This is a genomic window from Bacillus sp. SRL337 (genome assembly GCF_984799155.1).
This window is the reverse complement of sequence record NZ_OZ481793.1, coordinates 1,492,604-1,517,243: the sequence shown is the minus strand read 5'-3', so window position 1 is coordinate 1,517,243 and position 24,640 is coordinate 1,492,604. Positions and strand designations below refer to the sequence as shown.

Genomic DNA, 24,640 nt, shown 5'->3' with positions numbered 1-24,640 from the left:
AAAAAAACGGAAATGCTATAATTCTTTATCGATAAGAACGAGCATGGTTTTTCACCAGTACTCTTCCTAAAAAATCGTAATGACTAATTCCTTCCAATTAAGGGAAAGGCTTAGATATAACAGACTTTAAAGAGGTGTCGAATGAATTGTCACAATACAAAACTCCTTTATTTACAGGCTTAGTAGAGCACAGCAAAAAAAATCCCGTACAGTTCCATATCCCCGGCCATAAGAAAGGAAATGGCATGGATCCGGAATTTAGAAACTTCATCGGGGACAACGCCTTCTCAATTGATTTAATTAATATAGGACCGCTGGATGACCTTCACCAGCCTAAAGGGATGATTAAAGAAGCCCAGGACCTTGCAGCAGAAGCATTTGGGGCAGATTATACCTTTTTCTCTGTTCAAGGTACGAGCGGCGCCATCATGACGATGGTCATGTCTGTGTGCGGACCCGGGGAAAAAATCATTGTACCGAGGAACGTTCACAAATCAGTCATGAGTGCGATTGTATTTTCTGGGGCAACGCCTATCTTCATTCACCCTGAAGTGGATGAAGATCTGGGGATTTCGCACGGAATCACAACCGATTCAGTGGCAAAAGCACTGGAACAGCACCCCGATGCAAAGGGTGTGCTGGTAATTAATCCAACCTATTTTGGTATATCTGCCGATTTAAAGAAGATTGTTGAAATTGCACACTCTTATGATGTTCCTGTGCTTGTCGACGAAGCTCACGGAGTGCATATTCATTTCCATGAAGATCTTCCAATATCAGCCATGCAGGCAGGAGCTGACATGGCTGCCACAAGTGTACACAAACTCGGCGGTTCAATGACCCAGAGTTCAGTTCTGAATATAAAAACGGGACTTGTATCCCCCAAACGGGTACAAACGATCCTAAGCATGCTTACCACAACCTCGACCTCATATCTGTTACTTGCATCACTTGATGTGGCCAGAAAAAGGCTGGCGACAGAAGGAAGAGATCTGATAGAAAAAACCATACAGCTGTCGGAAGACATAAGAGAAAAAGTCAACCGTATCGAAGGGCTGTATTGTGTAGGAAGAGAGATACTGGGGACCAAAGCAACATTTGATTATGACCCGACTAAATTGATTATTTCTGTAAAAAAATTAGGAATAAGCGGATTCGACGCAGAGAAGTGGTTAAGGGAAGTAAATAATATTGAGGTTGAAATGTCTGACCTATATAATATCCTCTGCATTATAACACCTGGAGATACATCGACTGAAGGTGAAAAGTTAGTGGATGCCTTAACAGCGATGTCCTATCAGTTCTCACATCAAGAAGGGTTGACAGAGACAGTAGATGTTCTTCTTCCAGATATCCCAGTCTTGTCGATGACACCAAGAGATGCTTTCTATGCAGATACAGAAGTGATTCCTATTGAACAAACTGTCGGAAGGATCATTGCAGAGTTTATAATGGTGTATCCGCCAGGCATTCCAATTTTTATACCTGGAGAAATTATCACTGCTGAGAATATAACCTATATTCAGAAGAATATGGAGGCCGGATTGCCGGTTCAGGGACCTGAAGATTTTGACCTCACCCATCTTCGCGTCATCAAAGAACATAAAGCAATCAGATAAGTTCAGCATCAAGAAGGGGCGCACTCGAGAAAAGTGTGCCCTTTTTTTGTTATAGGGATCTGCTATCAAAAGGCTCTCTTCGTGAATTGTTATTTCATACGTGTATCAAAGAGTGTTTCCATCAATCACCTGAAAAAACTTGTATTCAAGAAAGAAAAGCTCTCCATGTGAGCCAGAAATTCTAATGCCCAAGGGGAAAGTTCCGCCCTTGGATTCTTTCCAAAAGCAACAATCTATGTGTAAACATCCTATGAAAAAAGCCCCTCCACAATCTGAGGGCACTGAAAAAGTCCAATAAAGTTCTAAAAGGCAGAATCGCTCACCTCAAAGAGCGATTCTGCCTTTTTTACTTCAGATTTTACGAAAAAATGTTGATTTCTGTTCCAGGTGCACGACTCCGCGGGGCGGGCGTTGAGCCTCCTCGGCTTCGCCTGCGGGGTCTCACCTGTCCCGCTAGTCCCGCAGGAGGTCGTGCACCTTCCACTCCAATCAACATTGAGAAAAAAGAACACTACCCGCTAATAAATCCTTACTTTATAATAGAACTAACAATATTAAGTGGGTGGTTTCCAGTGATTCAACAACAACAAACAATGATGTTCAGTAAGTATATGGACCTTTATGATATCGTCGTTCCTCAGGACAATATGTTAAGGAAAATAAACGATTTAATCGATTTCTCCTTTATTTTTGATGAATTAAAGAATAAATATTGTCATGATAATGGGCGAAATGCGATTGATCCTATTCGCATGTTCAAATATTTGTTTTTGAAAACCATTCACGATGTATCAGATGTCGATATTGTTGAGCGGTCTAAATATGATATGTCTTTCAAGTATTTTTTGAATATGGCTCCAGAAGAGCCCGTCATTGATTCAAGTTCTCTGACTAAGTTTCGTAAACTTAGGTTAAAGGACATGAACTTATTAGACATGCTTGTCAACAAGACGGTTGAGATTGCCATAGAGAAAGAAATTATAAAAAGTAAGTCCATTATTGTTGATGCCACCCATACCAAAGCCCGCTATAATCAAATGAAGCCAAAGGAAATTCTTATGGAGCGCTCCAAGAATCTTAGAAAATCGATTTATAAGATTAACGAAAGTATGAAGGACAAGTTCCCTGTGAAGCCAACCAATGATGTTCTGGAAGATGAGATAACCTACTCACAAAAGCTCATTAAGGTGATAGAAAAGGAAGAAATCCTTTTAGAATATCCCAAAGTGAAGGAACAGCTTAATCTCCTGAAAGAAACGGTTGCCGATGATATTGAGCAGCTCCAGTGCATGAATGATCAGGATGCCAAAGTGGGACACAAAACAGCAGATTCCTCCTTTTTTGGCTATAAAACTCATCTTGCGATGAGTGAAGAACGTATTATTACAGCCGCAACCATTACCACTGGAGAAAAGAGTGACGGGAAAGAACTGCAGACACTCATAGAGAAAAGTAAAAACGCGGGCATAGAAGTGGAGACGGTTATTGGGGATGCGGCCTATTCCGAGAAAGATAATATTGAATATTGTGAAGGAAATGAAATCAAACTGGTTTCAAAATTGAACCCTCTAATCACTCAGGGTGCTCGAAAAAAAGAGGACGAATTCGAATTCAATAAGGATGCGGGTATGTATGTCTGCAAGGCAGGACATATGGCTATAAGGAAAGCTAGGCAAGGTAAAAAAGGAGTAGGCAAAAACCAGGCAGACACCTATTATTATGACGTGGATAAATGTAAGAGATGCCCACTGAGAGAAGGGTGCTACAAGGAAGGAGCCAAAAGTAAGACGTATTCCGTTACTATAAAGTCCGATCAGCACTCCTCCCAAGCAAAATTCCAGGAAAGCGAGTATTTTAAGGAAAAGGCAAAAGAACGATATAAAATTGAAGCGAAAAATAGTGAACTAAAACACAGACACGGGTATGATGTAGCAGAATCCTCGGGTCTAATTGGCATGGAATTACAAGGTGCCATGGCTATATTTGCGGTAAATATTAAAAGGATCCTAAAACTAATGTGATAATAAAGGCAGCATATATGTTTATATCCAAGAAAAAGCCACCCCTTCTTCCTTTTATAGGAAGAAGGGGTGGCTTTTTCTTTATTAATTTTAGTTATAGTTTAGAAATCGGCAGATTTTCAGTGCCCTCCACAATCTGAGGGGGCTTTTGTTATATGAAACTCTTAATCATCCAAATCATTTTCTTTATTACACTCACAGCTGGTGGAGAATAAAACCGATACCTTTTCATCTTCAAAGTGATCAATAGTATTTAAGCATGATTGACAAACAATTGTACCCATCTTAAAACTCCTCTCATATTTTCAGTTTTTGATTTTTGAAAGCGCTTTAACTTTCTTTAAGTATATAATAATATAACACAATTAAAATATCAAGCCTAAATTGTATGACATAATTAATTTAATTGTGACTAAACTTGTATAAGTTCCCATTCAAAGCTCCCTCTTACCTGAATGAATGAACCAGTCTTATGATAAGGTATTTTATGAATTCTGATTTTATGATAGCCCCATTTATTTATTTCGTTTAAGTATGAAAAGAGGAATTCAAATTAAAAGCTGCCAACGGTTACCGTTTGGCAGCTTAAAGAGTTATTGAGGTGTTTTAATTAACGCCGGATCCAAAATTTCATATCCTTTTTCCCTGAGTCCTTTTACAATATCCGCCAGTGCTTCATTGGTCCAGTCCCTGTCATGCATCAATAAATTGGCCCCTGGTTTCAAAAGTGAATACGGTACGTCGACTTCCGGACCCTCACCAGTGATCATCGCCGTTTTCAGCTTCTCTGAATCCATGTATGGTTTAAAATAATCATAACCATATGTCCAGTTCATTAACGTCATGCCTTCCTCTTTTACAAGGTTCTTAACAAAATCTGTATTGACTCCATGAGGGGCTCGGAAATACTTTGGTTTTTCTCCTATAATTTCCGTGATGAGTTCATTCAGACGGACAATTTCTTCTCTTTGTTTATCCTCACTGACCTCATCAAGCTTTTGATGGTTAAAAGTGTGGTTTCCAATAGCAAAGCCCATATCATGAATTTCCTTAAGTTTTTGCCGCTCCTCTTCTGTATCAAGAAAATGTCCATTCACAAAGAAGATTGCTTTTGCATTAAGGTCCTTTAATGTTGCAGCCATTTCAACAGCATGCTCGTCTGGCGCGTCATCAATCGTGAGCAATACTACCTTTTCATTTCCCTCTCCCTCTGAAACAGGTTGAACAGACCAATCGTTTTCATTTATAGAATAAAGAGGCTCTTTGGTCTCCTCTTCCTGGTTACCTTCTTCACTTCCGTTTTTAGAAGTTTCGTTTTCATTAACATCAGCAGCTTCATTGACACTCTCTGATTCTTTGTCTTCAGTCTGCCTCTCTGCTGCAGAAACCCCGCTCCTGTCATCTTCCTGGTCTGCAGTATTTCCAGCTGATCCTGATGACTGATTATCAGAACACCCTGATACCAACAGGAACAGTAAACTGCAGAAAATAAACTTTTTCATGCTTTACCCCTTTCTGTTAAAAATCTCAATTCAATTATAACACTAATATTTGGATTATATGGATATAAGGACTTGTTCAAAGAAAACCTTTAAAGAAAAAAATGTACTGAGGCTTATAAGCGTAACGATAAATGTCCGTTTTGGAGATTGGAGAATTTTTTTTGCCAGGATAAAGCCAAAATAAAAAAAAATAATGAACATTATCCATTTATACTCTATATGGTCCTTACTGGACAGCCATTGAGCGATTGAAAACGCACTCCACACTATAAGCTGAACTAGAAAAGCAATATAATTTTTCATCATCTCACCCTGGTTTAAGGATTTATACCATTATATTCTCGTTGGTACCCAATTTAAAACTTCAATCTTCTAGAGGACGTTTCAATTGTGTAACAATTTGATGAATTTCAACATTATGGATATTGCGTATGTTAGAATAAGTTCAATTAAATCACTAGTAATTTTTTTACATTTTTCTGATGAATTATACTTATATAGGCGTCCAATTGAATATTTTTTTAATACAATATTGAAAAGAGGCTATTAGATGAAGTATTCTTTTCTGATCATTCTTTTGCTAGGAAATATTATCTTCCTCTCATCCTGCAGCCTGCAAAGTGATCGCACTGCAGCCGGACTCAATATTGAAAAAGGTATTTTGTTTTATTCTGATGAGGATGATATTCAGGAAGAGGATTCCTATTATGAAGCGTTAATTGAGTTGAAAGATCGTTACCCTGCTCACTTTGATAATTATAAGATTATCCCCAAAAATCAGGATTATGATCCCGCTTTTGCCTCTTTGAACGGAACTTATCCAGCTCTGCTGGTAATAAAAGATAACAAAGTGGTATGTAAAGTAATCGGCAAGGCAAATAAGGAAGATATCTTAAAACCGGTAAGCAATGCTCTGGATAAATGGAACTGAAAAAATTCTTGGATACAACAAAAACCTCTTGGGAGACCAAGAGGTTTTTGTTTTGGTTATTTAATGATATGAATCGGGCTGCCCATGGCAACTTCCGCAGCTTCCATGGAGATTTCTCCAAGTGTTGGATGCGCGTGAATTGTCATTGCTACATCTTCTGCAGTCATTCCGGATTCAATTGCCAAGCCAAGTTCAGCAATCATGTCAGATGCACCAGCACCGACAATTTGTGCACCGATGATTAAGCCGTCCTCTTTGCGAGTGATAAGCTTCAGGAATCCATCAGTTGCATTCAATGCAAGTGCACGGCCGTTAGCTGCAAATGGGAATTTAGCTGCAGTGATGGCAAGACCTTCTTCTTTAGCTTGTGCTTCAGTGTAACCAACAGTAGCTAGTTCAGGGTCTGTAAAACATACTGCAGGGATACCCATATAATCGATTTCAGCCGGCTCGCCGGAAATAGCTTCTGCTGCAATCTTACCTTCATAAGATGCTTTATGAGCAAGCGGTGGTCCATCAACGATGTCACCAATCGCATAGATATTTGAGATGTTTGTACGGCACTGCTTGTCAATCTTGACAAGTCCGCGGTCAGTCATTTCGATTCCCGCTTCTTCAAGACCAATTTCATCAGTGTTCGGACGGCGTCCAACAGTCACAAGGACGTATTCTGCATCTACAGTTTTTTCTTCACCATTTGCTTCATACTTAACTGTTACGCCGCTGTCAGTCTCGTCAACACCTTTTGCCATTGCTTTAGTAACAATGTCAACACCTTTACTCTTAAGGCCTTTTTTGACAATCTGCGTCATTTGCTTTTCGAAACCGCTAAGGATATCGTCAGCACCTTCAAGGATTGTTACTTTCGACCCTAGATTGGCATAAGCTGAACCAAGTTCTGTACCGATGTATCCTCCACCGATTACAACCATGCTCTCTGGGATGTCAGAAAGATTTAAAGCTCCAGTAGAATCAAGTACTCGTTTTGAGAATTTAAAGCTTGGAATCTCAATTGGACGGGAACCGGTTGCTAGGATCAGATTCTTGAACTTATACGTTTGTGCTGAATTTTCATCCATTACACGTAGAGTATTTTCATCTACAAGGTAAGCTTCACCGCGTACGATTTCAGCTTTATTCCCTTTTAGAAGTCCTTCAACACCGCCGGTAAGCTTTTTAACCACTCCAGCTTTCCATTCCTGGACTTTATCGAAATTTACTTTAACGTTTTCTGCAACAATACCCATATCATCAGAATGCTGTGCATTATGAAAACGATGTCCGGCAGTAATCAAAGCTTTTGATGGAATACATCCAACATTCAGGCATACGCCGCCAAGATTCTCTTTTTCAATGATTGTTACTTTTTGACCCAGTTGTGCTGCACGGATCGCTGCAACATATCCTCCTGGACCTGAACCGACTACTATAGTATCTGTTTCAATTGGGAAATCTCCTACTACCATCGCATTACGCCTCCATTAATAAAAGTTCTGGATCGTTCAACAAACGCTTAATATGGTTAAGTGCGTGTTGAGCAGTAGCTCCGTCGATCATACGGTGATCGAAGCTCAATGATAATGCTAACACAGGTGCGGCTACAATTTCACCATTTTTAACCACAGGTTTTTCTGCAATACGCCCAACACCAAGAATGGCTACCTCTGGGTGATTGATGACAGGTGTGAACCATTGTCCACCCGCTGAACCGATATTGGTGATTGTGCAGGAAGCACCTTTCATTTCATCACCAGACAGCTTGCCGTCACGTGCTTTACCAGCAAGTTCATTAATCTCATCAGAAATTGAGAACATGGATTTTCGATCAGCATTTTTGACGACAGGGACAAGAAGTCCTTTGTCAGTATCAGCTGCAATTCCGATATTGTAATAATGCTTGTGAACGATCTCGCTCGTGCTGTCATCAAGAGAAGTGTTAAGTGCAGGGTATTCTCTAAGCGCACTTGTCAATGCCTTTACCACATAAGGAAGGAATGTAAGCTTGATTCCTTTTTCTGCAGCCACTTCTTTGAATTTTTTGCGGTGTGCCCAAAGCTTTGTAACATCCACTTCGTCCATAAGTGTAACGTGTGGTGCAGTATGTTTGGAGTTAACCATCGCTTTTGCAATTGCCTTTCGGATTCCGCTCATTGGCTCGCGAGTTTCAGGTAATTCACCTTCTGGAATCTTCTGGGCAGCTGCCGCTTTTGGTGCTGCTTCTTCTTTAGCAGCCGGTGCTGTTTCCTGCTGGTCCGCAGCAGAAGATTTAGCTCCACCTGATAGGAATGATTCAACATCTTCTTTTGTGATGCGGCCATTTTTACCGGAACCGGAGACCTTGCGGATATCAACGCCTTTTTCTCTCGCAAATTTACGTACAGAAGGCATGGCAATGATGCGGCGGTCAGGATCAACTTCTTCACCTTGCTCGCCGGCACTAGTTGTTTGATCATCCGTGTTCTCTTGGGAAGGTTCCTTAGATACAGCCTGACCCTGTTCGGCTACTCCCTGAACTTGTCCTTCTGTTACTTCGTTGGCTTTAGGCTCTTCCTTCTTCTCATCACCATGTTCACCTTTGAACTGAAGATCTTCATAGCCGGGTGCGTCAAACTTGATAAGTATGTCTCCAACTACTGCAACCGTTCCTTCTTCTACTAGAAGTTCCTCAACTGTTCCGGCAACCGGTGATGGAATTTCCACCACTGCTTTATCATTTTGGACTTCACACAACACATCGTCTTCTTCAACTTTATCTCCGGGTTTGATGAACCACTTTACAATTTCACCTTCATGAATACCTTCACCGATATCCGGTAACCTGAATTCGAATGACATAGGTTCTACCTCCTGTTATTGTTTTCCTTATTGGTTTATACAGGATTGGAAAAGAGAAGGGGGAATCCCCCTTCTTCTTATTCAGCCTGTTATTCTTAGAAGTTAAGTACTTTCTTAGCTGTTTCAATAACATCCTTGAAATTTGGAAGCCATACCGGCTCTGCTTGAGAGAATGGGAAAACCGTATCTGGTGCAGCCACGCGCAATACTGGCGCTTCCAGGCTTAAGATAGCACGGTCGTTGATTTCCGCTACAACATTTGCAGCGATACCAGCTTGTTTTTGAGCTTCCTGAACTACAATCGCTCTGTTTGTTTTTTCAACTGAAGCAATGATTGTCTCTACATCCAGAGGGCTGACTGTTCTTAAGTCGACGACTTCTACAGAATAGCCTTCTTTTTCAAGTTCCTCTGCAGCTTTCAGTGATTCATGAACCATTGCACCATAAGTGATGATGGATAGATCAGTACCTTCACGCTTAACATCGGCTTTACCGATTTCAATTGTGTATTCCTCTTCAGGAACCTCTTCACGGAATGAACGGTACAGCTTCATGTGCTCCAGGAAGATGACAGGGTCATTATCTCTGATGGCAGAAATCAAAAGACCTTTTGCATCATATGGAGTTGAAGGAATTATAACTTTAAGACCAGGTTGTTGCGCGACAAGTCCTTCGAGGCTGTCTGCGTGAAGCTCAGGAGTATGTACCCCCCCTCCAAATGGTGAACGGATTGTTACAGGTGCATTATAAGTGCCGCCTGAACGATAACGCAAACGTGCGAGCTGGCCGCTGACTGAGTCCATTACTTCATAAACGAAACCGAAGAATTGGATTTCCGGTACAGGACGGTAACCTTCCAGTGCAAGACCGATTGTCAATCCGCCAATTCCGGATTCCGCCAGCGGTGTATCGAATACGCGGTCTTCTCCAAATTCTTTTTGAAGACCTTCTGTTGCACGGAACACACCGCCGTTCAATCCTACGTCTTCACCGAAAACAAGCACATTTTCATCATTACGCAGTTCAGTGCGCATAGCATCAGTGATAGCTTGAATCATTGTCATTTGCGCCATGGCTTATTTCGACTCCTTCTCTGTGTAAATTTCTAACTGTTCTTCTAAGTTCTGAGGAAGATTTTCATACATGATGTTGATGAAATCCGTTACCTTCTGTTTAGGAGTTCCATCTGCTTTCTTGATTGCGTCCTTAATATCTTCCTTCGCTTGTTCAATTACTTCGTTCTCCTTATCTTCACTCCACAGGCCTTTACCTTCAAGGAACTTGCGGAAACGTACCAAAGGATCTTTTCTTTCCCACTCTGTATCCATTTCAGAGGAACGGTAACGAGTCGGGTCATCGCCTGCCATTGTATGTGGACCGTAACGGTAGCAGTGCGTCTCGATCAATGTCGGCCCCTCGCCATTCACAGCACGGTCGCGCGCTTCACGTGTCACCGCATAAACGGCTAACGCATCCATTCCATCTACAAGCACTCCAGGAATTCCTGCTGCAACAGCTTTTTGGGCAATCGTGCGTCCAGCTGTCTGTTTGTCACGAGGAGTGGAAATCGCGAATTGGTTATTCTGCACTACGAAGATTGCAGGTGCACTGAATGCGCCGGCAAAGTTGATACCTTCATAGAAGTCCCCTTGAGAAGATCCGCCGTCGCCAGTGTAAGTAACCGCTACTGACTGCTTGCCGCGCTTTTTAAGGCCTAGTGCAACACCGGCAGTTTGGATGTATTGAGCACCAATGATGATTTGAGGTGATAATACATTAACTCCTTCAGGAGGTTGATTTCCTTTAAAATGCCCGCGGGAGAATAAGAAAGCCTGGTACAACGGAAGACCATGCCATACAATTTGGGGTACATCACGGTAACCGGGAAGAATCCAGTCATCTTTCTCCAATGCATAATGTGAAGCAATCTGAGAAGCTTCCTGACCTGCTGTAGGAGCATAGAAACCCAGTCTTCCCTGACGGTTAAGGGAGATTGATCTTTGATCAAGAATTCGTGTGTATACCATGCGGCGCATAAGCTCTTGCAGCTGCTCATCGCTTAGATCAGGCATTGCATCCTGATTCACCACTTCGCCTTCTTCGTTTAAAACTTGAACCATTTCGAACTGCGCTTCAATATTTTCAAGCGCTTTTTTCGCATCAAATTGTGCCTTCTTAGATTTAGAAGCCATCGAAGTCACCTCTTCCTTTCTTTTTCCACTTATTTTTAGAGTTTTTTTCACACAGTGTTTATGGTATCCAGAATCACTTCTGACAACCGCAATTTTGGCAAATACACTTCCTTAAACATATGTTTCCACAACTCAGGTGCAAGAAAACTCTTTGAAAAGCACTTTTTAAAAATTTAACTGTACTAGTCATTCCATAGAAAAAACTAATACAATATGTAATTCACGTTTTCTAGTTTACACACTGCTTTTATAGAAGTCAACGAGAAAAACTTATACCTACAACAACCAATAACACATGGACTTTTAGCCCTCCTCATAAAAATCTAATAACTGTATCAATCAAATCACTTTAACTGTATTATAAAACAGTATATTTTTTCACTATCTGTTATACATTAAACCTAAACCCTTCATCTTTAGATTCAGATTTTGCCTGATCAGAAAATAAAAAACCCGAGACAACGGATAACCGCTGAATCGGGTTTAATTTTTAAGCTTCGGTATTCACTTCAATTTCTGCCTTTTCATAAAAAGATACTTTAGATGAATTAACATCTTCTGTCAATTGATTGTAGGTTTGATTATATTCCATGGTGGACTTGTAATTATCATTGATTTTTTCGATTTGCCCCTGAAGCTCTTCCATTGTGAGATCTTCCTTTTTCAGCATTTCATAAAGTTCCTTATCACTGGTCAAGGATTTCATATAGGACTCCGCCATGGAAGCATGAGCTTTGAACCTTTTGTTCATCAACACTGACAGTTCTTCCGCTTCTTTTTTCAGCTTTTCATCCTCGATATCCTCAATAGAGGTTTCTGCATCCTTGAAAGCCTCTTCCGCGTCTTCCATCGCCGCAGCCTCTTCTTTGATGAGGGCTTCCCTTTCAGAGATATTCTCAAGGGCCTGATCTGCCAGTTTTCTGACTTCATCGATTTCCTTCATACTTAAACCAATTGCCTGGTCAAAGAGTTTTTGCTCTTCCTGTTCAAGCTTTGTTAAAGGTTCTTGAGTCTCTTTTAATTTCTCTTCTTTTTTGACTGTATCTTCCAAAGTGTCGTATACCATCTCTTGAGGTGTGCTTCCTCCCATACATCCTGTCAACAGAAATGTAACACCTGCAGCAGCCAAAACTCCTCGAAGTTTATACACTTTTAAATCCCCCTTATTATAATGACATTTACTACTATATCGGCACTTTCATTTTTTGACAATGAAAATATACCGTTGAATGTTTGATTGATAGATTTAATAAGGTTCCTCTTTTTAATAGCAGCCTCTGAACAGCATGTCCCTAGTTAATTACTATGATAAAACCACAAAAGTATGTCAAGGAATTCCCCTATTAAAAACAGTTAACTTTTCATAAGTGGTCTGTTAGACTAAAATCATTAAAATGACGGATATATTGGGAGGAATATGCATGATTACTATGAATGATATTATACGCGAGGGACATCCTTCTTTACGGAAAGCCGCAGAAGAGGTCGCCATGCCGCCTTCTGCTGAAGACCGGGAAACACTTAACAGCCTGCTTGAATATGTAAAGAACAGCCAGGACCCTGAAACCGCACAGGCATACGGGTTAAGATCAGGCATTGGACTGGCAGCCCCGCAAATCAATGTATTGAAAAGGATGCTTGCTGTCCACGTGACCGATAATAAAGGTGATCTCTACAGCTATGCATTATTCAACCCGAAAATCATCAGCCATTCTGTTGAAAAAGCATATCTGACCAGCGGGGAAGGCTGTTTATCAGTAGACCGCCCGGTTCCAGGCTATGTCCCGCGTTATGCCAGAGTCACCATCAAAGCTATGGACATTGACGGCAATCCAGTCAAATTCCGCTTAAAAGGCATGCCGGCAATCGTTTTTCAGCATGAAATCGACCACCTGAACGGCGTCATGTTTTACGACCATATCGATCAGGAGAACCCTCTTCAGCCGATTGCTGATGCGACACCAATTGAAAGATGAAATCAAAAAAAGGAAGCCCCTTTTAGGAGTTTCCTTTTTTTGTGCTTTTTTAAACGTCATATTAATGAGAGTTCCTTAAGTCCGTGGTAAATTCCATCTTCGTCCACTGGTTTCGTAACAAGATTTGCATGCTCCTTCACTTCCTGGACTGCATTTCCCATCGCTACCCCCGTACCCACACTATCTATCATTTCAATATCATTTAAGCCATCTCCAAATGCATAGACATCTCTGATATCAAACCCAAGTTTTTCAATCATTTTTTTAATTCCCTCTGCTTTTGACCCCCCGCTTGGAAGGATATCCATCGAATATTGATGCCATCTGATGAAGTTGAACTTAGAAAATTTCTCCCTGTAAATGGCTTCATCCCTGTCGCGGCAGAACAGCAGGGATTGGTAGATTTCCTTATCGCTGTAGAATCCCGGCTGAAAATCAGGGTGAGGAAACTTCAGGCTTCCCATGCTTTCTTCTATAAACGGGTGATGCTGGATGTTGGCTTTCATCGTTTTTTCATTCAGGTGCACGACTGGGTGTTTATTCTCATTGGCCACTTTTAAAAGGTTGACCAATTCGTCCCTGTCCAGGGGATTCTTATATATTACTTCATTTTCAAAAACGACATACTGTCCGTTAAATGAAATGAAGGATTCAATACCAAGCTCCTCCCGCAAGCCTTCATACATGAAAGGGGCACGCCCTGTCGCGATCGCTACATATGTTCCATTCTCCTGAAGCAGGCTTATCGCCTTCCTGGTTGCATCGGGCAGTTTTTTCTCATGATCAAGCAATGTTCCATCTATATCAAAAAAAACAATTTTGGACATTTTCACTGACTCCTTTCAACAATTATGTATAGACTGATTAGTCCTCATTTCCCCCATTAACTTACCCCTCTCCTTTTTAAAAGTCAATCGAGGCACGTTTGCTTTACATTTCATAGGCAATTGTTTTTTCACTTTATCGTGACCTATTAATTCTTAACACGGAGCACGGATTCTGAAAGGATACTTAATATGAATCTGTATGGCGCTAAAACGGCCGCTTCCGCTTTTTATCCAATCCAGCGCCAGCGGCCAGCCCCTAGCGGATTTCGGTCTCCCTCCTTGCGATAAGTCAACATCAACTCACGTTGTTCGTTGTGTTTCCTTTATCTCATGCGGAAGCCCTCCAATCCGTACAGCGCTGAACGGCCGCTTCCGCTTTTTATCCAATCCAGCGCCGAGCCCCTAGCGGATTCCGGTCTCCCTCCTTGCGAATCCAGCTTTAAGGCCCAGCTGCTAGCGTACTTCCCGACTCCTTCTTGCGATAAGTCAACATCAACTCACTCTGTTCGCTGTGTTTCCTTTATCTCATGCGGAAGCCCTCCAATCCGTACAGCGCTGAACGACCGATTCCGCTTTTTATCCTGCCATTTCCAAACTTAACCACGTAAAAACTGACAAATATTCCATATACTAAAATTGAAAAACGAGAGACGGATATCGGGTAAACTTTACTTTACGACCAATTCTAGGTAAACTACTAATAAGGAGTGATCCAAATGTTTAAGAAGCTCAGAAAGAAGCTTTTGAAACAATGGAAGGATGTACTCAGAAAAAAGACAATCGCTTAAATGTGTCAGGCCCTCACGTTTAGGAGGGCTGTTCTTTGTTTATTATCTGCATTGAAACCGGTAACTTGATGAAACCGGATTTCCCTTAAGATATTAATACGCATTCCTACATACCTTGAGCTTGTTATGTTGAATGCATGAAAACTTTTAAAACTTTTTATATAATAGAAAAAGTTACATTTTGAAAACGGATAAGGAGAGAGAAAAAATGATTTACAAAGTTTACTATCAGGAAAGCAAACAGGAAGTCCCTGTGCGGGAATGCACCATGACCCTGTATGTTGAAGCTGATTCAGAACGCGAGGTCCGCCTGAAATTGAAAGACAAACCGTACAATATTGAATTCGTCCAACTACTAGATGACTCCCATCTTGAATACGAGAAACAGTCCGAAAACTTCCAGGTGGAGAACTAATCTGGTTATGAAATTCGTAAAAAATGATCAGACAGCTGTATTCGCACTTGGCGGTTTGGGCGAAATCGGCAAAAATACTTACGGCGTACAATTTCAGGACGAAATAATTTTGATTGATGCTGGAATCAAATTTCCAGAGGATGAACTTTTAGGAATTGATTATGTCATTCCTGACTATACGTATTTAGTCAAAAATGCTGATAAAATCAAGGGCCTTTTCATTACCCATGGCCACGAAGATCATATCGGCGGAATCCCATACCTTTTAAGGCAAGTAAACATTCCGATTTATGGCGGTAAACTGGCAATAGGTTTGTTGAAAAACAAACTGGAAGAACATGGCTTGCTGAGATCTGCAAAGTTGAACATCATCCAGGAAGACGATGTAATCAAGTTCAGAAAAACTGCTGTTAGCTTTTTCAGAACCACTCACAGTATTCCCGACTCTTACGGGATTGTCGTAAAGACACCTCCGGGCAATGTTGTTCATACGGGTGACTTTAAATTTGACTTTACCCCGGTAGGAGAACCAGCCAACTTAACTAAGATGGCTGAAATTGGTAAAGAAGGCGTGCTCTGCCTCCTTTCTGACAGTACAAACAGTGAAGTGCCTAACTTTACAATGTCTGAGAGAAAAGTAGGAGAAAGCATTGATGACATTTTCCGTAAAGTTGAAGGAAGAGTCATATTTGCTACTTTCGCATCCAATATCTACCGTTTGCAGCAAGTCATTGATGCCGCGGTTACCCACGGAAGAAAAGTAGCTGTATTCGGCCGCAGTATGGAAAATAATATCGGCATCGGCCAGGACCTTGGATATATTCAGGCTCCTAAAGATACGTTCATCGAACCAAGCCAGATTAACAGATTACCGGCCAATGAAGTGACCATCCTTTGTACAGGAAGCCAAGGGGAACCAATGGCTGCCCTGTCCAGAATTGCCAATGGAACACACAGGCAAATACAGATCCATCCGGGAGATACAGTTATCTTCTCCTCTTCTCCAATTCCGGGGAATACCATTAGTGTAAACCGGACGATTAACATGTTATTCCGTGCTGGCGCTGATGTCATCCATGGGTCATTGAGTGATATCCACACTTCCGGTCATGGAAGCCAGGAAGAACAGAAGTTGATGTTGAGGCTCATTAAACCAAAATATTTCATGCCTATCCACGGAGAGTACCGTATGCAGAAAATGCATAACCAGCTGGCTGTGGACTGCGGGGTAGAACCGGAAAATTGCTTCATAATGGACAATGGTGAAGTCCTTGCCCTGGGCAATGACACTGCCCAGGTAGCCGGCAAAATCCCTTCCGGATCTGTTTATATTGACGGAAGCGGAATCGGCGATATCGGAAATATCGTTCTTCGTGATAGAAGAATCCTTTCAGAAGAAGGATTGGTCATAGTGGTAGTCAGTATCAATATGAGTGACTTTAAAATCGCTTCGGGTCCTGATATCATTTCCAGAGGTTTTGTCTATATGAGAGAGTCAGGCGACTTGATCAACGAAGCTCAGAATATTATCAGCAAACATTTAACTAAGCTTCTTGAACGCAGAACAAGCCAATGGTCTGAAATCAAAAATGAGATCACTGATACATTAGCTCCGTTCCTGTATGAAAAGACAAAACGCCGTCCTATGATCTTACCGATTATAATGGAAGTATGATATAAAGCAAAAAAAGCAGGCTGATTAGTATTCAGCCTGCTTTTTTAATGCTATATTTTACAGTTTTCAGCCAAACTGGCTATAAGGGACTCCAAAGAGTATTGTTTCTTTTTCATCTCGGGCTTTTTCTAGAGTGGGATTCACCAGACTCCTCACCCCCTTGAGAATAGGATTCCTCGCCACATCAACTTCTTTTCGGCCTTAGATCGGTACCTTGCGATAAGTCATCATCAACTCACTCCGTTTGTTGTGATTCCTTTATCTCATACAGTGGCCCTCCAATCTGTACGTCGCTGATCGGCCGCTTCCGCTTTTTATCAATCCAGCTCCTCCGGCCACCGACTAGCAGATTTCAGGCTCTCTCCTTGCGATTAGTCATCATCGATTCGCTGACGCTCTTCGTGATTCCTTTATCTCATGCGTGAGCCCTCCAATCTGTACGTCGCTGATCGGCCGCTTCCGCTTTTTATCAATCCAGCTCCTCCGGCCACCGACTAGCAGATTTCAGGCTCTCTCCTTGCGATAAGTCATCATCGATTCGCTGACGCTCTTCGTGATTCCTTTATCTCATGCGTGAGCCCTCCAATCTGTACGTCGCTGATCGGCCGCTTCCGCTTTTTAGTTACGCCAATAATTTTTTTTCAAATCGGGTTATGTCTGTGTCTGCTCCTATCACGATGAGGATGTCTCCTGTTGATATCTGTTCGTCAGCCTGCGGGGAGACTATGATGTCTTTTCCGCGTTTAATGGCCACGATGTTAATCCCGTATTTAGCACGGATATCAAGATCGATCAATGAGTTGCCGTCTAATCTTTCATTGGCTGCAATCTCCACGATTGAATGCTCCTCGGATAGTTCGAGGTAATCAAGTACATTATTTGAAACGATATTATGGGCGATCCTCCTGCCCATATCCCTTTCTGGATGAACCACATGATTGGCCCCTATTTTCCTCAGGACTTTTTCATGATAGTCATTCTGTGCTTTGACGGTAATTTTGTTTACGCCTATCTCTTTCAGCATCAGTGTAGTAAGAATACTTGACTGTATGTCATCACCGATAGCTACAATGACATGATCAAAATTCCGGATACCCAGACTTTTTAACACTGATTCATCCGTCGTATCGGCTACTACGGCATGAGAAGCAATTGAGGCGAACTGATTGACTTTATCTTCTTCTTTATCAATCGCCATAACCTCTAGATCCTGATCTGCCAGGGAGCGGACGATGCTTCCCCCAAAGCGCCCCAATCCTATAACAACAAACTCTTTTTTCACTCTAACTCCCCCAACACAAGAGATTACTTATGCCTTAATTTTAGCACAAATTTGAGAAAATTAGGTTATTTCTTTCCTTTAACATAGTCTGCGTCAAACAGGAACAATCTCATGAGCAGGATGAGTGACGGTATCAAGAGCAGCAGGCCGGCTATAAAGACGACAACAAGGGCTGTTCCCATAACAGGGCTTGTAACACTGCTCTCAATTGTAATGAAGGGCTTTAGAATATAAGGTAAATGAGAGGCTCCATATCCAAAAAAGGCAAAAAAGAATTGAAGCATCACCATGATGAATGCTGTGCCGAATTTCTTCCGGGTATAAATCAGCATGGTAGCAATCAGGAAGAACAAAAGCGACAAACCAAACATCCACCAAATATCAAGTGCATTCTGAAAGTGTTCCGGATTATGTTCCTTCAAACCAATAAAAACAAGGAGGCTTGCAAGAATGGTAGGAGGGCTCCAAAATAAGGCAAACTTCCGGACAATTTCCCTTGCTCCAGTGTCGTTTGCCCTGTCAGCATAATAAGTCAAAAACGAAGCGGATATGAAGAGAACTGAAACGACCGCCAGGATCACAACGCTCCAGGAATAAAGACTTGTAAAGAGCTCTCCCGCTAAAAACACTACCCTGTCTTCGGTTTCTTCCAAGAAGCCTCCTTCAGAAATAGTCAAAGCAGTTGACAATGACGCAGGAATCAACAGGCCGGTAGCTCCATAAAGAAATAAGAAAATTACATTATCTTTGGAACCATAATTTCCAAAGGCATAAAAAGCTCCTCTTATTGCCAGTAGGATCAAGGCGACGCTTCCAGGCAGAAGCAGCGCTGTTCCGTAATAATACGCAGTGTCCGGGAAGAAACCAACAAGTCCTACAAAGAAAAAAACAAAGAATACATTCGTTACCTCCCAAACAGGAGATAAATATCTGCTGATTAAATCATTGACTGTATGCTTCTTATTTGAAATCTTGGCGTAAAATGCAAAGAATCCAGCCCCAAAATCTATCGATGCCACTATCAGGTATCCGTAAAGAAATACCCAGAGAACGGTAATCCCCAATACCTCTAAACTCACGTGTCTCCCCTCCTATTCAACCAGATATCCATCATTTTTTATATTGTTTTTCAGCTTACTGAAGTTTCCCGCTTTTGAACCTCTGTTCGTATTCAAGTTCAGGCGGCTTGTTTTTAAACATCTTAACTAGAACCGTCACGCAGAATACAGCCAGTATAATATACAAAATAACGAATAGAACAAAGGTCAGTCCTACTCCATCGGCTTTTGTAGCTGCATCTGCAACCTTCATATACCCTCTGAGGATCCATGGCTGCCTCCCTATTTCGGCATAGATCCATCCAAATTCAATGGCAAACATTGCCAGAGGACCGCTTGCGACAATTCCCCATAGGAGCGGCTTATTCCATTCATTCCTCTTCTTCCACTTCCAGAAAAGAACGAACAGTGATGTAATGAACAGTGTGAACATCCCAATTGACACCATGGAATCAAATAAGTAATGGACAATTAGCGGGGGCAGTTCGTCTTCAGGGAACTCATCCAGCCCGATGACTTCTGTTTCAAAGGAATTTCCAGCAAGAAAGCTTAAAAAACCAGGTATTCTTATTTCATTGTGAATTTCATTATTCTCATCCAGCGTCCCAAAAACAATCAAATCCGCATTACTCTCTGTTTCAAAGTGCCACTCTGCTGCCGCCAGTTTTTCAGGCTGATATTCAGCGAGGAATTTTGCAGAAACATCCCCTGCAACTGCTGTTCCAACGGCGAAGATCAGTCCGCACACCATCGTCAAACGAAGGGCTTTCCGGTGATAGACACTGCCTTTGTTTTTGAGAATGGCATATGCCGTGATAGCAGCTAATATCAGGGCTGATGTTAAATAGGCTGACGTCAATACGTGAAATACCTTTGCGGGTGTAGCAGGATTAAACATAGCAGCAATAGGGTCAATATTCACCGCTTTGCCTCCCTCTAAATCAAACCCTTGAGGTGTATTCATAAAAGCATTTACCATAGTAATAAATAAAGCAGAGGCAGATGATCCAATCATTATCGGAATCGTTAATAACCAGTGGACCATCCTGTTCTTGAATCGGTCCCATGTATATAAATAAATTCCCAAAAAGATCGCTTCAAAAAAGAAGGCGAATGTTTCCATGAATAAAGGGAGCGCTATCACCTGCCCCGCCACCTGCATAAATGCGGGCCACAGCAGCGACAACTGTAATCCTATCGCAGTACCTGTAACCACTCCGACAGCGACCGTAATGGTAAAACCTCTCGCCCACCTTCTGGCCAGCAATATGTAATGTCCATCCTTTCTCTTTATTCCTATGAATTCGGCTATTGATATCAATACAGGTATTCCTACACCTATCGTTGCAAAAATAATATGAAATGCCAACGTCACTGATGTGAGCATCCTGCTTAACATGACACTATCCAGCTCCATATACTTCCCCCCTAGCAATCTCTATACTTATAAGTATCACTATTCCAACATTATAAAACCTAATAATTAGTTTGTGAAGTAATGAGCATTGTTGAATAATCCAATTTAACTCCTTTTTCAGCTCGTATAAAAAAACCGCCCTTCAGGAACGAAGGTCACTGAAAAAGATTTTCAGTGACCCCCAGGAACCAAAGGCGGTTTTAATTTTAAATAACTTCAAGCATTTTAAATTGAGCTTTTACCAAGTGGTAATACTCTCCCTGCTGATCCATCAGTTCGTCATGATTTCCGTGTTCAATGATGTTTCCATGATCGAGCACAAAGATATTATCAGCTTCCCTGATCGTGGACAGTCTGTGCGCAATCATGATGGCTGTACGGCCCTTCAGCAGGGTCCTCAATGCAGCTTGGATTTGGACTTCCGTTTCTGTATCTATAGATGCAGTGGCTTCATCGAGAATAATGATCCTCGGATCCGCAAGCAGTGCTCTCGTAAAGGAGATCAGCTGGCGTTCGCCTACTGACAATATGTTCCCCCGCTCTTCGACTTCCGTATCATACCCTTTAGGAAGCTTTTCAATGAATTTGTGGGCACCAACTGCTTTGGCCGCTTCCAATACATCTTCATCAGAGGCATCCGGCCTTCCAAAGAGTATATTCTCTTTGATTGTCCCAGAGAATATGAAGGTATCTTGCAGGACAATGCTGATCTGGCTTCTCAGACTGGTTAAAGAGACATCTCTAAGGTCGTGGCCGTCAATCTTGACCTTTCCTCCAGTAGGGTCATAAAAACGGCTGACAAGGTTGGCTATGGTTGTTTTACCAGACCCTGTATGGCCTACTAGAGCAACCGTTTCCCCGGCTTTCATTTCTAGAGAAATGTTGTTAAGGGCTTTCCGTTTGCTGTCGTAAGCAAAATTAACATGTTCAAATTGAATGTGACCACTGATGTCTTTTAACTCTCTGGCATTTGGTTTTTCCCCGACATTGGGCTTTTCATCAAGGAATTCAAAAATCCGTTCAGAAGAAGCCATCCCAACCAGCAGTTGATTATATACCATACCCAACCGTGAAATCGGTTCCCAGAACATTCCTAAATAAAAGGCGAAGGAAACAAATTCACCTAAGGTGATGGAGTCTCCTTGGATAAGACTGGCCCCAAACCAAATCAAGACTGCGGTACCGACTGCATTTGTCAACTCAACAAGCGGTCTGAACATCGCACTTTTTCTAGTCGCATTTCTCCAGCTGTCAAAGCTTTCCGTATTGATGCCATCAAAGTATGCCATGTTTTCTTTTTCTTGAGTAAACGATTGGGTTACTCTGATTCCCTGTATACTTTCATTTAAGTGGGAATTAAGTTTGGATTGCTTCAGGCGGACCATTTGCCACGACCTTCTGATTTTCTTCCTCAAGCTTGTTGAGATGAAGAACATGATGGGCAATATAACCAATACCGCAAGAGTCAATGGCGGACTCAATGTAAACAGGATTACTATAATTCCAATTAAAAGGATCATATCCATAAGCAGGTTGATGACTCCGTTCGTAAACAGTTCCTGCAGGGAATTAATATCATTCATGATCCGGACGAGGATCGAGCCTGCTGAACGCTGGTCGAAGAATCTGTGCGATAGCCGTTGAACATGTGAAAATAAATGCTTTCTCAGGTCATAAATAACCCCTTGGCCAAGCATGTTCATCCATCGGATCCTTAGTACATTGGCGATGTAACTAAGGATATAGAGACCGGCAATTGTAATAATCAATGTCGTCAGCATTGAGCTGTCCCGTTCAATGATCGCTTTATCGAGGGTGTACACACCGATTAAGATAGGTATGATGAGCCTGACCCCTGTTGTGATCAATACCATGATCACTGAGAGCGGCAGAAGTTTCTTTGAATACGGCTTCAAATAGGTCAGCAGCCGCCATAGCTGTTCCCAGTTAAATGGTTTATCAATCACCGTGTCGGTTGAATAATAAAACCGTTTTAATATACTCTGATTTACTTTTTCCTTATTTTTCATCTTCTCACCTACCCTTGCTGTGATTGAAGGATTTTCTTCTGATCTTTATATTGAATATCATAAATTCGTTGATAAGGTCCGTTATTTTTGAGCAGGAAGTCATGCACACCACGCTCTACAATCTTTCCATTTTCAAGTACAAGGATTTCATCTGCATGTTTCAGTGAAGAAATACGATGGGCAATGATGAAAGTCGTTCGATCAGCCATGACTTCTTTAAAGCCTTTTTGGATGTTAAACTCCGTTTCCATATCCACAGCACTTGTTGCATCATCCAGAATAAGGATGCTTGGATCAGTGCAGATTGCACGGGCGATGGCAATACGCTGTTTTTGTCCACCTGAAAGGCCGAGTCCCCTTTCTCCCAGTTTGGTATCATACCCGTCCTCAAGTTCTTCAATGAAGTCATGAGCCTGCGCTCGTTTTGCAGCATCGATGATATCTTCCATTGTTGCATCCGGCCTGCCATAGGCAATATTCGTTTTAATGGTAGACGAAAACAAGAATGACTCCTGAAGGACAAAGCCAATATTCTTTCTCAAGGATTTAATGGCGTAATCCTGAACGGGTTTTCCATCAATCAACACTTCCCCGCCGCTAGGTTCATAGAATCGGGTAATCAGATTCGTTATGCTCGTTTTCCCTGAACCCGTACCGCCTATCAGGCCGATGACTTTTCCTGGTTCAGCCTTAAACGAAATACCCTCAAGTGCCTCTTCATCATTCTCGGTATATTTTAAAGTCACATTCTTGAACTCGACTTCCCCTTTCATCCTGTCAACTTTAACCGCATCCTCTTTATCGGTGATATCTTCTTCCGCTTCAAGAATTTCAAGCAATCGTTCCCCGGATGCCTTTGATTGCGAGAATTGGTTGATGGTGAATCCAAGATTCATGATCGGCCAGATGATGTACCAAAGCAAGCTATAGAAGGCTACTAGCTCACCAGGTGATAAGCTGTCATCCATGACAAGAAAACCGCCGTAAGATAGCAGCAGGACCACACTGACATTCCCTAGGAACTCCATCAGCGGAAAGTACTTAGCCCACACATCGGAGGTCAATAAATACTTATCTTTATAATCACCATTGGATGAATTGAACTTATTGATCTGAAAGTCTTCCCTTGATAAGGATTTCACCGTATTGATTCCGCTGATATTCTCCTGTACATTTGTGTTCAGCTTCCCAAAGGACTTTCTGATGCCCCTGAAAGCCGGATGCACAGCCTTATCAAACTTATAAACGGATACAGCGAGAAACGGCAATGTTGCCAATGTCACAAATGTCAAGGAAGGAGAGTAGTAGAACATGACTCCGAAGCTGATTGTCACAAGCAGGAAAAAACGGATCAATTCAGAGATTCCGAAAGACAGGAAAAATCTGAATGCTTCAACATCTGCTGTCAGCCTGGACATCAGATCTCCTGTTTTCGCGTTATCATAATAACGGAACGGAAGGTATTGAAGTTTTTCATACAGTTCATTTCGCAGTCTGTATACACTCGTGATTCCAAACATATCCCCATTATATTGATGAATAAATGTGGCTACGCCCTTTACAGCCATGATTAAAATGAAGCCGAACGCCAGGTAAGGTACCCAGCCAAATTCTCTCTGCAAGATGACGTCATCAATGGTTTTCTGCAGAATGATCGGATAGACCACTGTGATGGCTGTCACGGCAACCAGGAAAATTATTGAAGTAATAAAGAATTTCTTGTAAGGCCAGTAAAATTGTTTTAATTTTTTAAAGGTCTCCATTTTCATCCCCCTCTCTTTGGTGCAAAAATTCACGTACTATTAAATATATCGGGTTTCGAAATATTTTTCCACCTTTTTATTTGAATTTTTTACTTTTTTGAGAATCCTCCCGCAATTTTGATAATACGGTTTTCATTTTACTTTCTCAGGATAAAAAAAAATCCGCCTTCCGACCGACTCTTCCTCATTAATAAGCCGCTATCTAATCAGATAACAGAAAAGACCGGAATAAAACACCGTACCTTTTGACAATACTTATGAAGTTATGTTTATACTTATAAGGTCTTTTTGCAAGTACATAGGTCAATA

19 protein-coding genes are annotated in these 24,640 nt (G+C 41.6%); 6 read left to right on the top strand and 13 right to left on the bottom strand.

Annotated elements, in window-relative coordinates:
• Window positions 1–146: 146 nt before the first annotated feature.
• Both AC4E8A_RS07400 and AC4E8A_RS07395 read left to right on the top strand, forming a co-directional pair.
• Window positions 147–1,619, top strand: coding sequence for an aminotransferase class I/II-fold pyridoxal phosphate-dependent enzyme (locus tag AC4E8A_RS07400; protein ID WP_490197710.1), 1,473 nt, complete (start codon window positions 147–149; stop codon window positions 1,617–1,619).
• A 572-nt stretch (window positions 1,620–2,191) separates the two neighbouring features.
• Complete coding sequence (locus tag AC4E8A_RS07395; RefSeq protein ID WP_490195673.1) at window positions 2,192–3,640, top strand: IS1182 family transposase; 1,449 nt, start codon at window positions 2,192–2,194, stop codon at window positions 3,638–3,640.
• A 164-nt stretch (window positions 3,641–3,804) separates the two neighbouring features.
• Here AC4E8A_RS07395 and AC4E8A_RS07390 read toward each other — a convergent pair whose 3' ends face one another.
• Together AC4E8A_RS07390 and AC4E8A_RS07385 are read right to left on the bottom strand one after the other, a co-directional pair.
• Window positions 3,805–3,924 carry a GapA-binding peptide SR1P gene (locus tag AC4E8A_RS07390; protein WP_490197709.1) on the bottom strand — a complete coding sequence of 40 codons (120 nt, stop codon included), beginning with the start codon at window positions 3,922–3,924 and terminating at the stop codon, window positions 3,805–3,807.
• Between the two features lie 309 nt (window positions 3,925–4,233).
• Window positions 4,234–5,142, bottom strand: a complete 909-nt coding sequence (locus tag AC4E8A_RS07385) for a polysaccharide deacetylase family protein (protein ID WP_490197707.1) — start codon at window positions 5,140–5,142, stop codon at window positions 4,234–4,236.
• A 550-nt stretch (window positions 5,143–5,692) separates the two neighbouring features.
• On the opposite strand from AC4E8A_RS07385, the gene AC4E8A_RS07380 reads away from it, so the two are divergent.
• Window positions 5,693–6,073, top strand: a complete 381-nt coding sequence (locus AC4E8A_RS07380) for a hypothetical protein (RefSeq protein ID WP_490197705.1) — start codon at window positions 5,693–5,695, stop codon at window positions 6,071–6,073.
• A gap of 56 nt (window positions 6,074–6,129) precedes the next feature.
• Here AC4E8A_RS07380 and lpdA read toward each other — a convergent pair whose 3' ends face one another.
• The 5 genes from lpdA to AC4E8A_RS07355 all read right to left on the bottom strand — a co-directional run bounded on the left by lpdA (window position 6,130) and on the right by AC4E8A_RS07355 (window position 12,250).
• Window positions 6,130–7,539 carry a dihydrolipoyl dehydrogenase gene (lpdA, locus tag AC4E8A_RS07375; RefSeq protein ID WP_490197704.1) on the bottom strand — a complete coding sequence of 470 codons (1,410 nt, stop codon included), beginning with the start codon at window positions 7,537–7,539 and terminating at the stop codon, window positions 6,130–6,132.
• Between the two features lie 4 nt (window positions 7,540–7,543).
• On the bottom strand, window positions 7,544–8,908 hold the full coding sequence (locus AC4E8A_RS07370) for a dihydrolipoamide acetyltransferase family protein (protein WP_490197702.1): 1,365 nt from the start codon (window positions 8,906–8,908) through the stop codon (window positions 7,544–7,546).
• Window positions 8,909–9,003: 95 nt separating this feature from the next.
• Complete coding sequence (locus tag AC4E8A_RS07365) at window positions 9,004–9,981, bottom strand: alpha-ketoacid dehydrogenase subunit beta (protein WP_490197701.1); 978 nt, start codon at window positions 9,979–9,981, stop codon at window positions 9,004–9,006.
• A 3-nt stretch (window positions 9,982–9,984) separates the two neighbouring features.
• Window positions 9,985–11,100: a pyruvate dehydrogenase (acetyl-transferring) E1 component subunit alpha gene (gene pdhA, locus AC4E8A_RS07360; protein WP_490197700.1), complete on the bottom strand. Its 1,116-nt coding sequence runs from the start codon at window positions 11,098–11,100 to the stop codon at window positions 9,985–9,987.
• A 490-nt stretch (window positions 11,101–11,590) separates the two neighbouring features.
• A complete protein-coding gene (locus tag AC4E8A_RS07355) occupies window positions 11,591–12,250 on the bottom strand; it encodes a YkyA family protein (RefSeq protein ID WP_490197699.1) in 660 nt (219 codons plus the stop codon).
• A gap of 271 nt (window positions 12,251–12,521) precedes the next feature.
• Here AC4E8A_RS07355 and def point away from each other — a divergent pair, with 271 nt between their 5' ends.
• On the top strand, window positions 12,522–13,076 hold the full coding sequence (def, locus tag AC4E8A_RS07350; RefSeq protein WP_490197698.1) for a peptide deformylase: 555 nt from the start codon (window positions 12,522–12,524) through the stop codon (window positions 13,074–13,076).
• 56 nt (window positions 13,077–13,132) lie between these two features.
• On the opposite strand, the gene AC4E8A_RS07345 is transcribed toward def, so the two are convergent.
• Entirely contained in the window at window positions 13,133–13,903 is a 771-nt protein-coding gene (locus AC4E8A_RS07345; protein ID WP_490197697.1) for a Cof-type HAD-IIB family hydrolase, read from the bottom strand.
• Between the two features lie 996 nt (window positions 13,904–14,899).
• Here AC4E8A_RS07345 and AC4E8A_RS07340 point away from each other — a divergent pair.
• Window positions 14,900–15,106 carry a DNA-dependent RNA polymerase subunit epsilon gene (locus AC4E8A_RS07340; protein WP_490197696.1) on the top strand — a complete coding sequence of 69 codons (207 nt, stop codon included), beginning with the start codon at window positions 14,900–14,902 and terminating at the stop codon, window positions 15,104–15,106.
• Between the two features lie 7 nt (window positions 15,107–15,113).
• The gene (gene rnjA / locus AC4E8A_RS07335; protein WP_490197695.1) at window positions 15,114–16,781 is read left to right on the top strand and encodes a ribonuclease J1; all 1,668 of its coding nucleotides are present in this window, start codon (window positions 15,114–15,116) and stop codon (window positions 16,779–16,781) included.
• A gap of 622 nt (window positions 16,782–17,403) precedes the next feature.
• On the opposite strand, the gene AC4E8A_RS07330 is transcribed toward rnjA, so the two are convergent.
• From AC4E8A_RS07330 to AC4E8A_RS07310, 5 genes are all read right to left on the bottom strand, one after another.
• On the bottom strand, window positions 17,404–18,063 hold the full coding sequence (locus tag AC4E8A_RS07330; protein WP_490197694.1) for a potassium channel family protein: 660 nt from the start codon (window positions 18,061–18,063) through the stop codon (window positions 17,404–17,406).
• Window positions 18,064–18,128: 65 nt separating this feature from the next.
• Window positions 18,129–19,142, bottom strand: a complete 1,014-nt coding sequence (locus AC4E8A_RS07325; RefSeq protein WP_490197692.1) for a cytochrome d ubiquinol oxidase subunit II — start codon at window positions 19,140–19,142, stop codon at window positions 18,129–18,131.
• 55 nt (window positions 19,143–19,197) lie between these two features.
• Window positions 19,198–20,538 carry a cytochrome ubiquinol oxidase subunit I gene (locus tag AC4E8A_RS07320; RefSeq protein WP_490197691.1) on the bottom strand — a complete coding sequence of 447 codons (1,341 nt, stop codon included), beginning with the start codon at window positions 20,536–20,538 and terminating at the stop codon, window positions 19,198–19,200.
• A gap of 206 nt (window positions 20,539–20,744) precedes the next feature.
• Window positions 20,745–22,568 (bottom strand): ABC transporter ATP-binding protein, encoded by a 1,824-nt coding sequence (locus AC4E8A_RS07315; protein WP_490197690.1) that lies wholly within the window; start codon window positions 22,566–22,568, stop codon window positions 20,745–20,747.
• Between the two features lie 8 nt (window positions 22,569–22,576).
• Entirely contained in the window at window positions 22,577–24,331 is a 1,755-nt protein-coding gene (locus tag AC4E8A_RS07310; RefSeq protein WP_490197688.1) for an ABC transporter ATP-binding protein, read from the bottom strand.
• Window positions 24,332–24,640 lie beyond the last annotated feature (309 nt).

Coding starts and splice junctions, on each gene's coding strand:
- AC4E8A_RS07390 (WP_490197709.1), bottom strand. CDS start 3,924: ATGGGTACAATTGTTTGTCAATCATGCTTAAATACTATTGATCACTTT.
- AC4E8A_RS07385 (WP_490197707.1), bottom strand. CDS start 5,142: ATGAAAAAGTTTATTTTCTGCAGTTTACTGTTCCTGTTGGTATCAGGG.
- AC4E8A_RS07380 (WP_490197705.1), top strand. CDS start 5,693: ATGAAGTATTCTTTTCTGATCATTCTTTTGCTAGGAAATATTATCTTC.
- lpdA (WP_490197704.1), bottom strand. CDS start 7,539: ATGGTAGTAGGAGATTTCCCAATTGAAACAGATACTATAGTAGTCGGT.
- AC4E8A_RS07370 (WP_490197702.1), bottom strand. CDS start 8,908: ATGTCATTCGAATTCAGGTTACCGGATATCGGTGAAGGTATTCATGAA.
- AC4E8A_RS07365 (WP_490197701.1), bottom strand. CDS start 9,981: ATGGCGCAAATGACAATGATTCAAGCTATCACTGATGCTATGCGCACT.
- pdhA (WP_490197700.1), bottom strand. CDS start 11,100: ATGGCTTCTAAATCTAAGAAGGCACAATTTGATGCGAAAAAAGCGCTT.
- def (WP_490197698.1), top strand. CDS start 12,522: ATGATTACTATGAATGATATTATACGCGAGGGACATCCTTCTTTACGG.
- AC4E8A_RS07345 (WP_490197697.1), bottom strand. CDS start 13,903: ATGTCCAAAATTGTTTTTTTTGATATAGATGGAACATTGCTTGATCAT.
- AC4E8A_RS07340 (WP_490197696.1), top strand. CDS start 14,900: ATGATTTACAAAGTTTACTATCAGGAAAGCAAACAGGAAGTCCCTGTG.
- rnjA (WP_490197695.1), top strand. CDS start 15,114: ATGAAATTCGTAAAAAATGATCAGACAGCTGTATTCGCACTTGGCGGT.
- AC4E8A_RS07320 (WP_490197691.1), bottom strand. CDS start 20,538: ATGGAGCTGGATAGTGTCATGTTAAGCAGGATGCTCACATCAGTGACG.
- AC4E8A_RS07315 (WP_490197690.1), bottom strand. CDS start 22,568: ATGAAAAATAAGGAAAAAGTAAATCAGAGTATATTAAAACGGTTTTAT.
- AC4E8A_RS07310 (WP_490197688.1), bottom strand. CDS start 24,331: ATGGAGACCTTTAAAAAATTAAAACAATTTTACTGGCCTTACAAGAAA.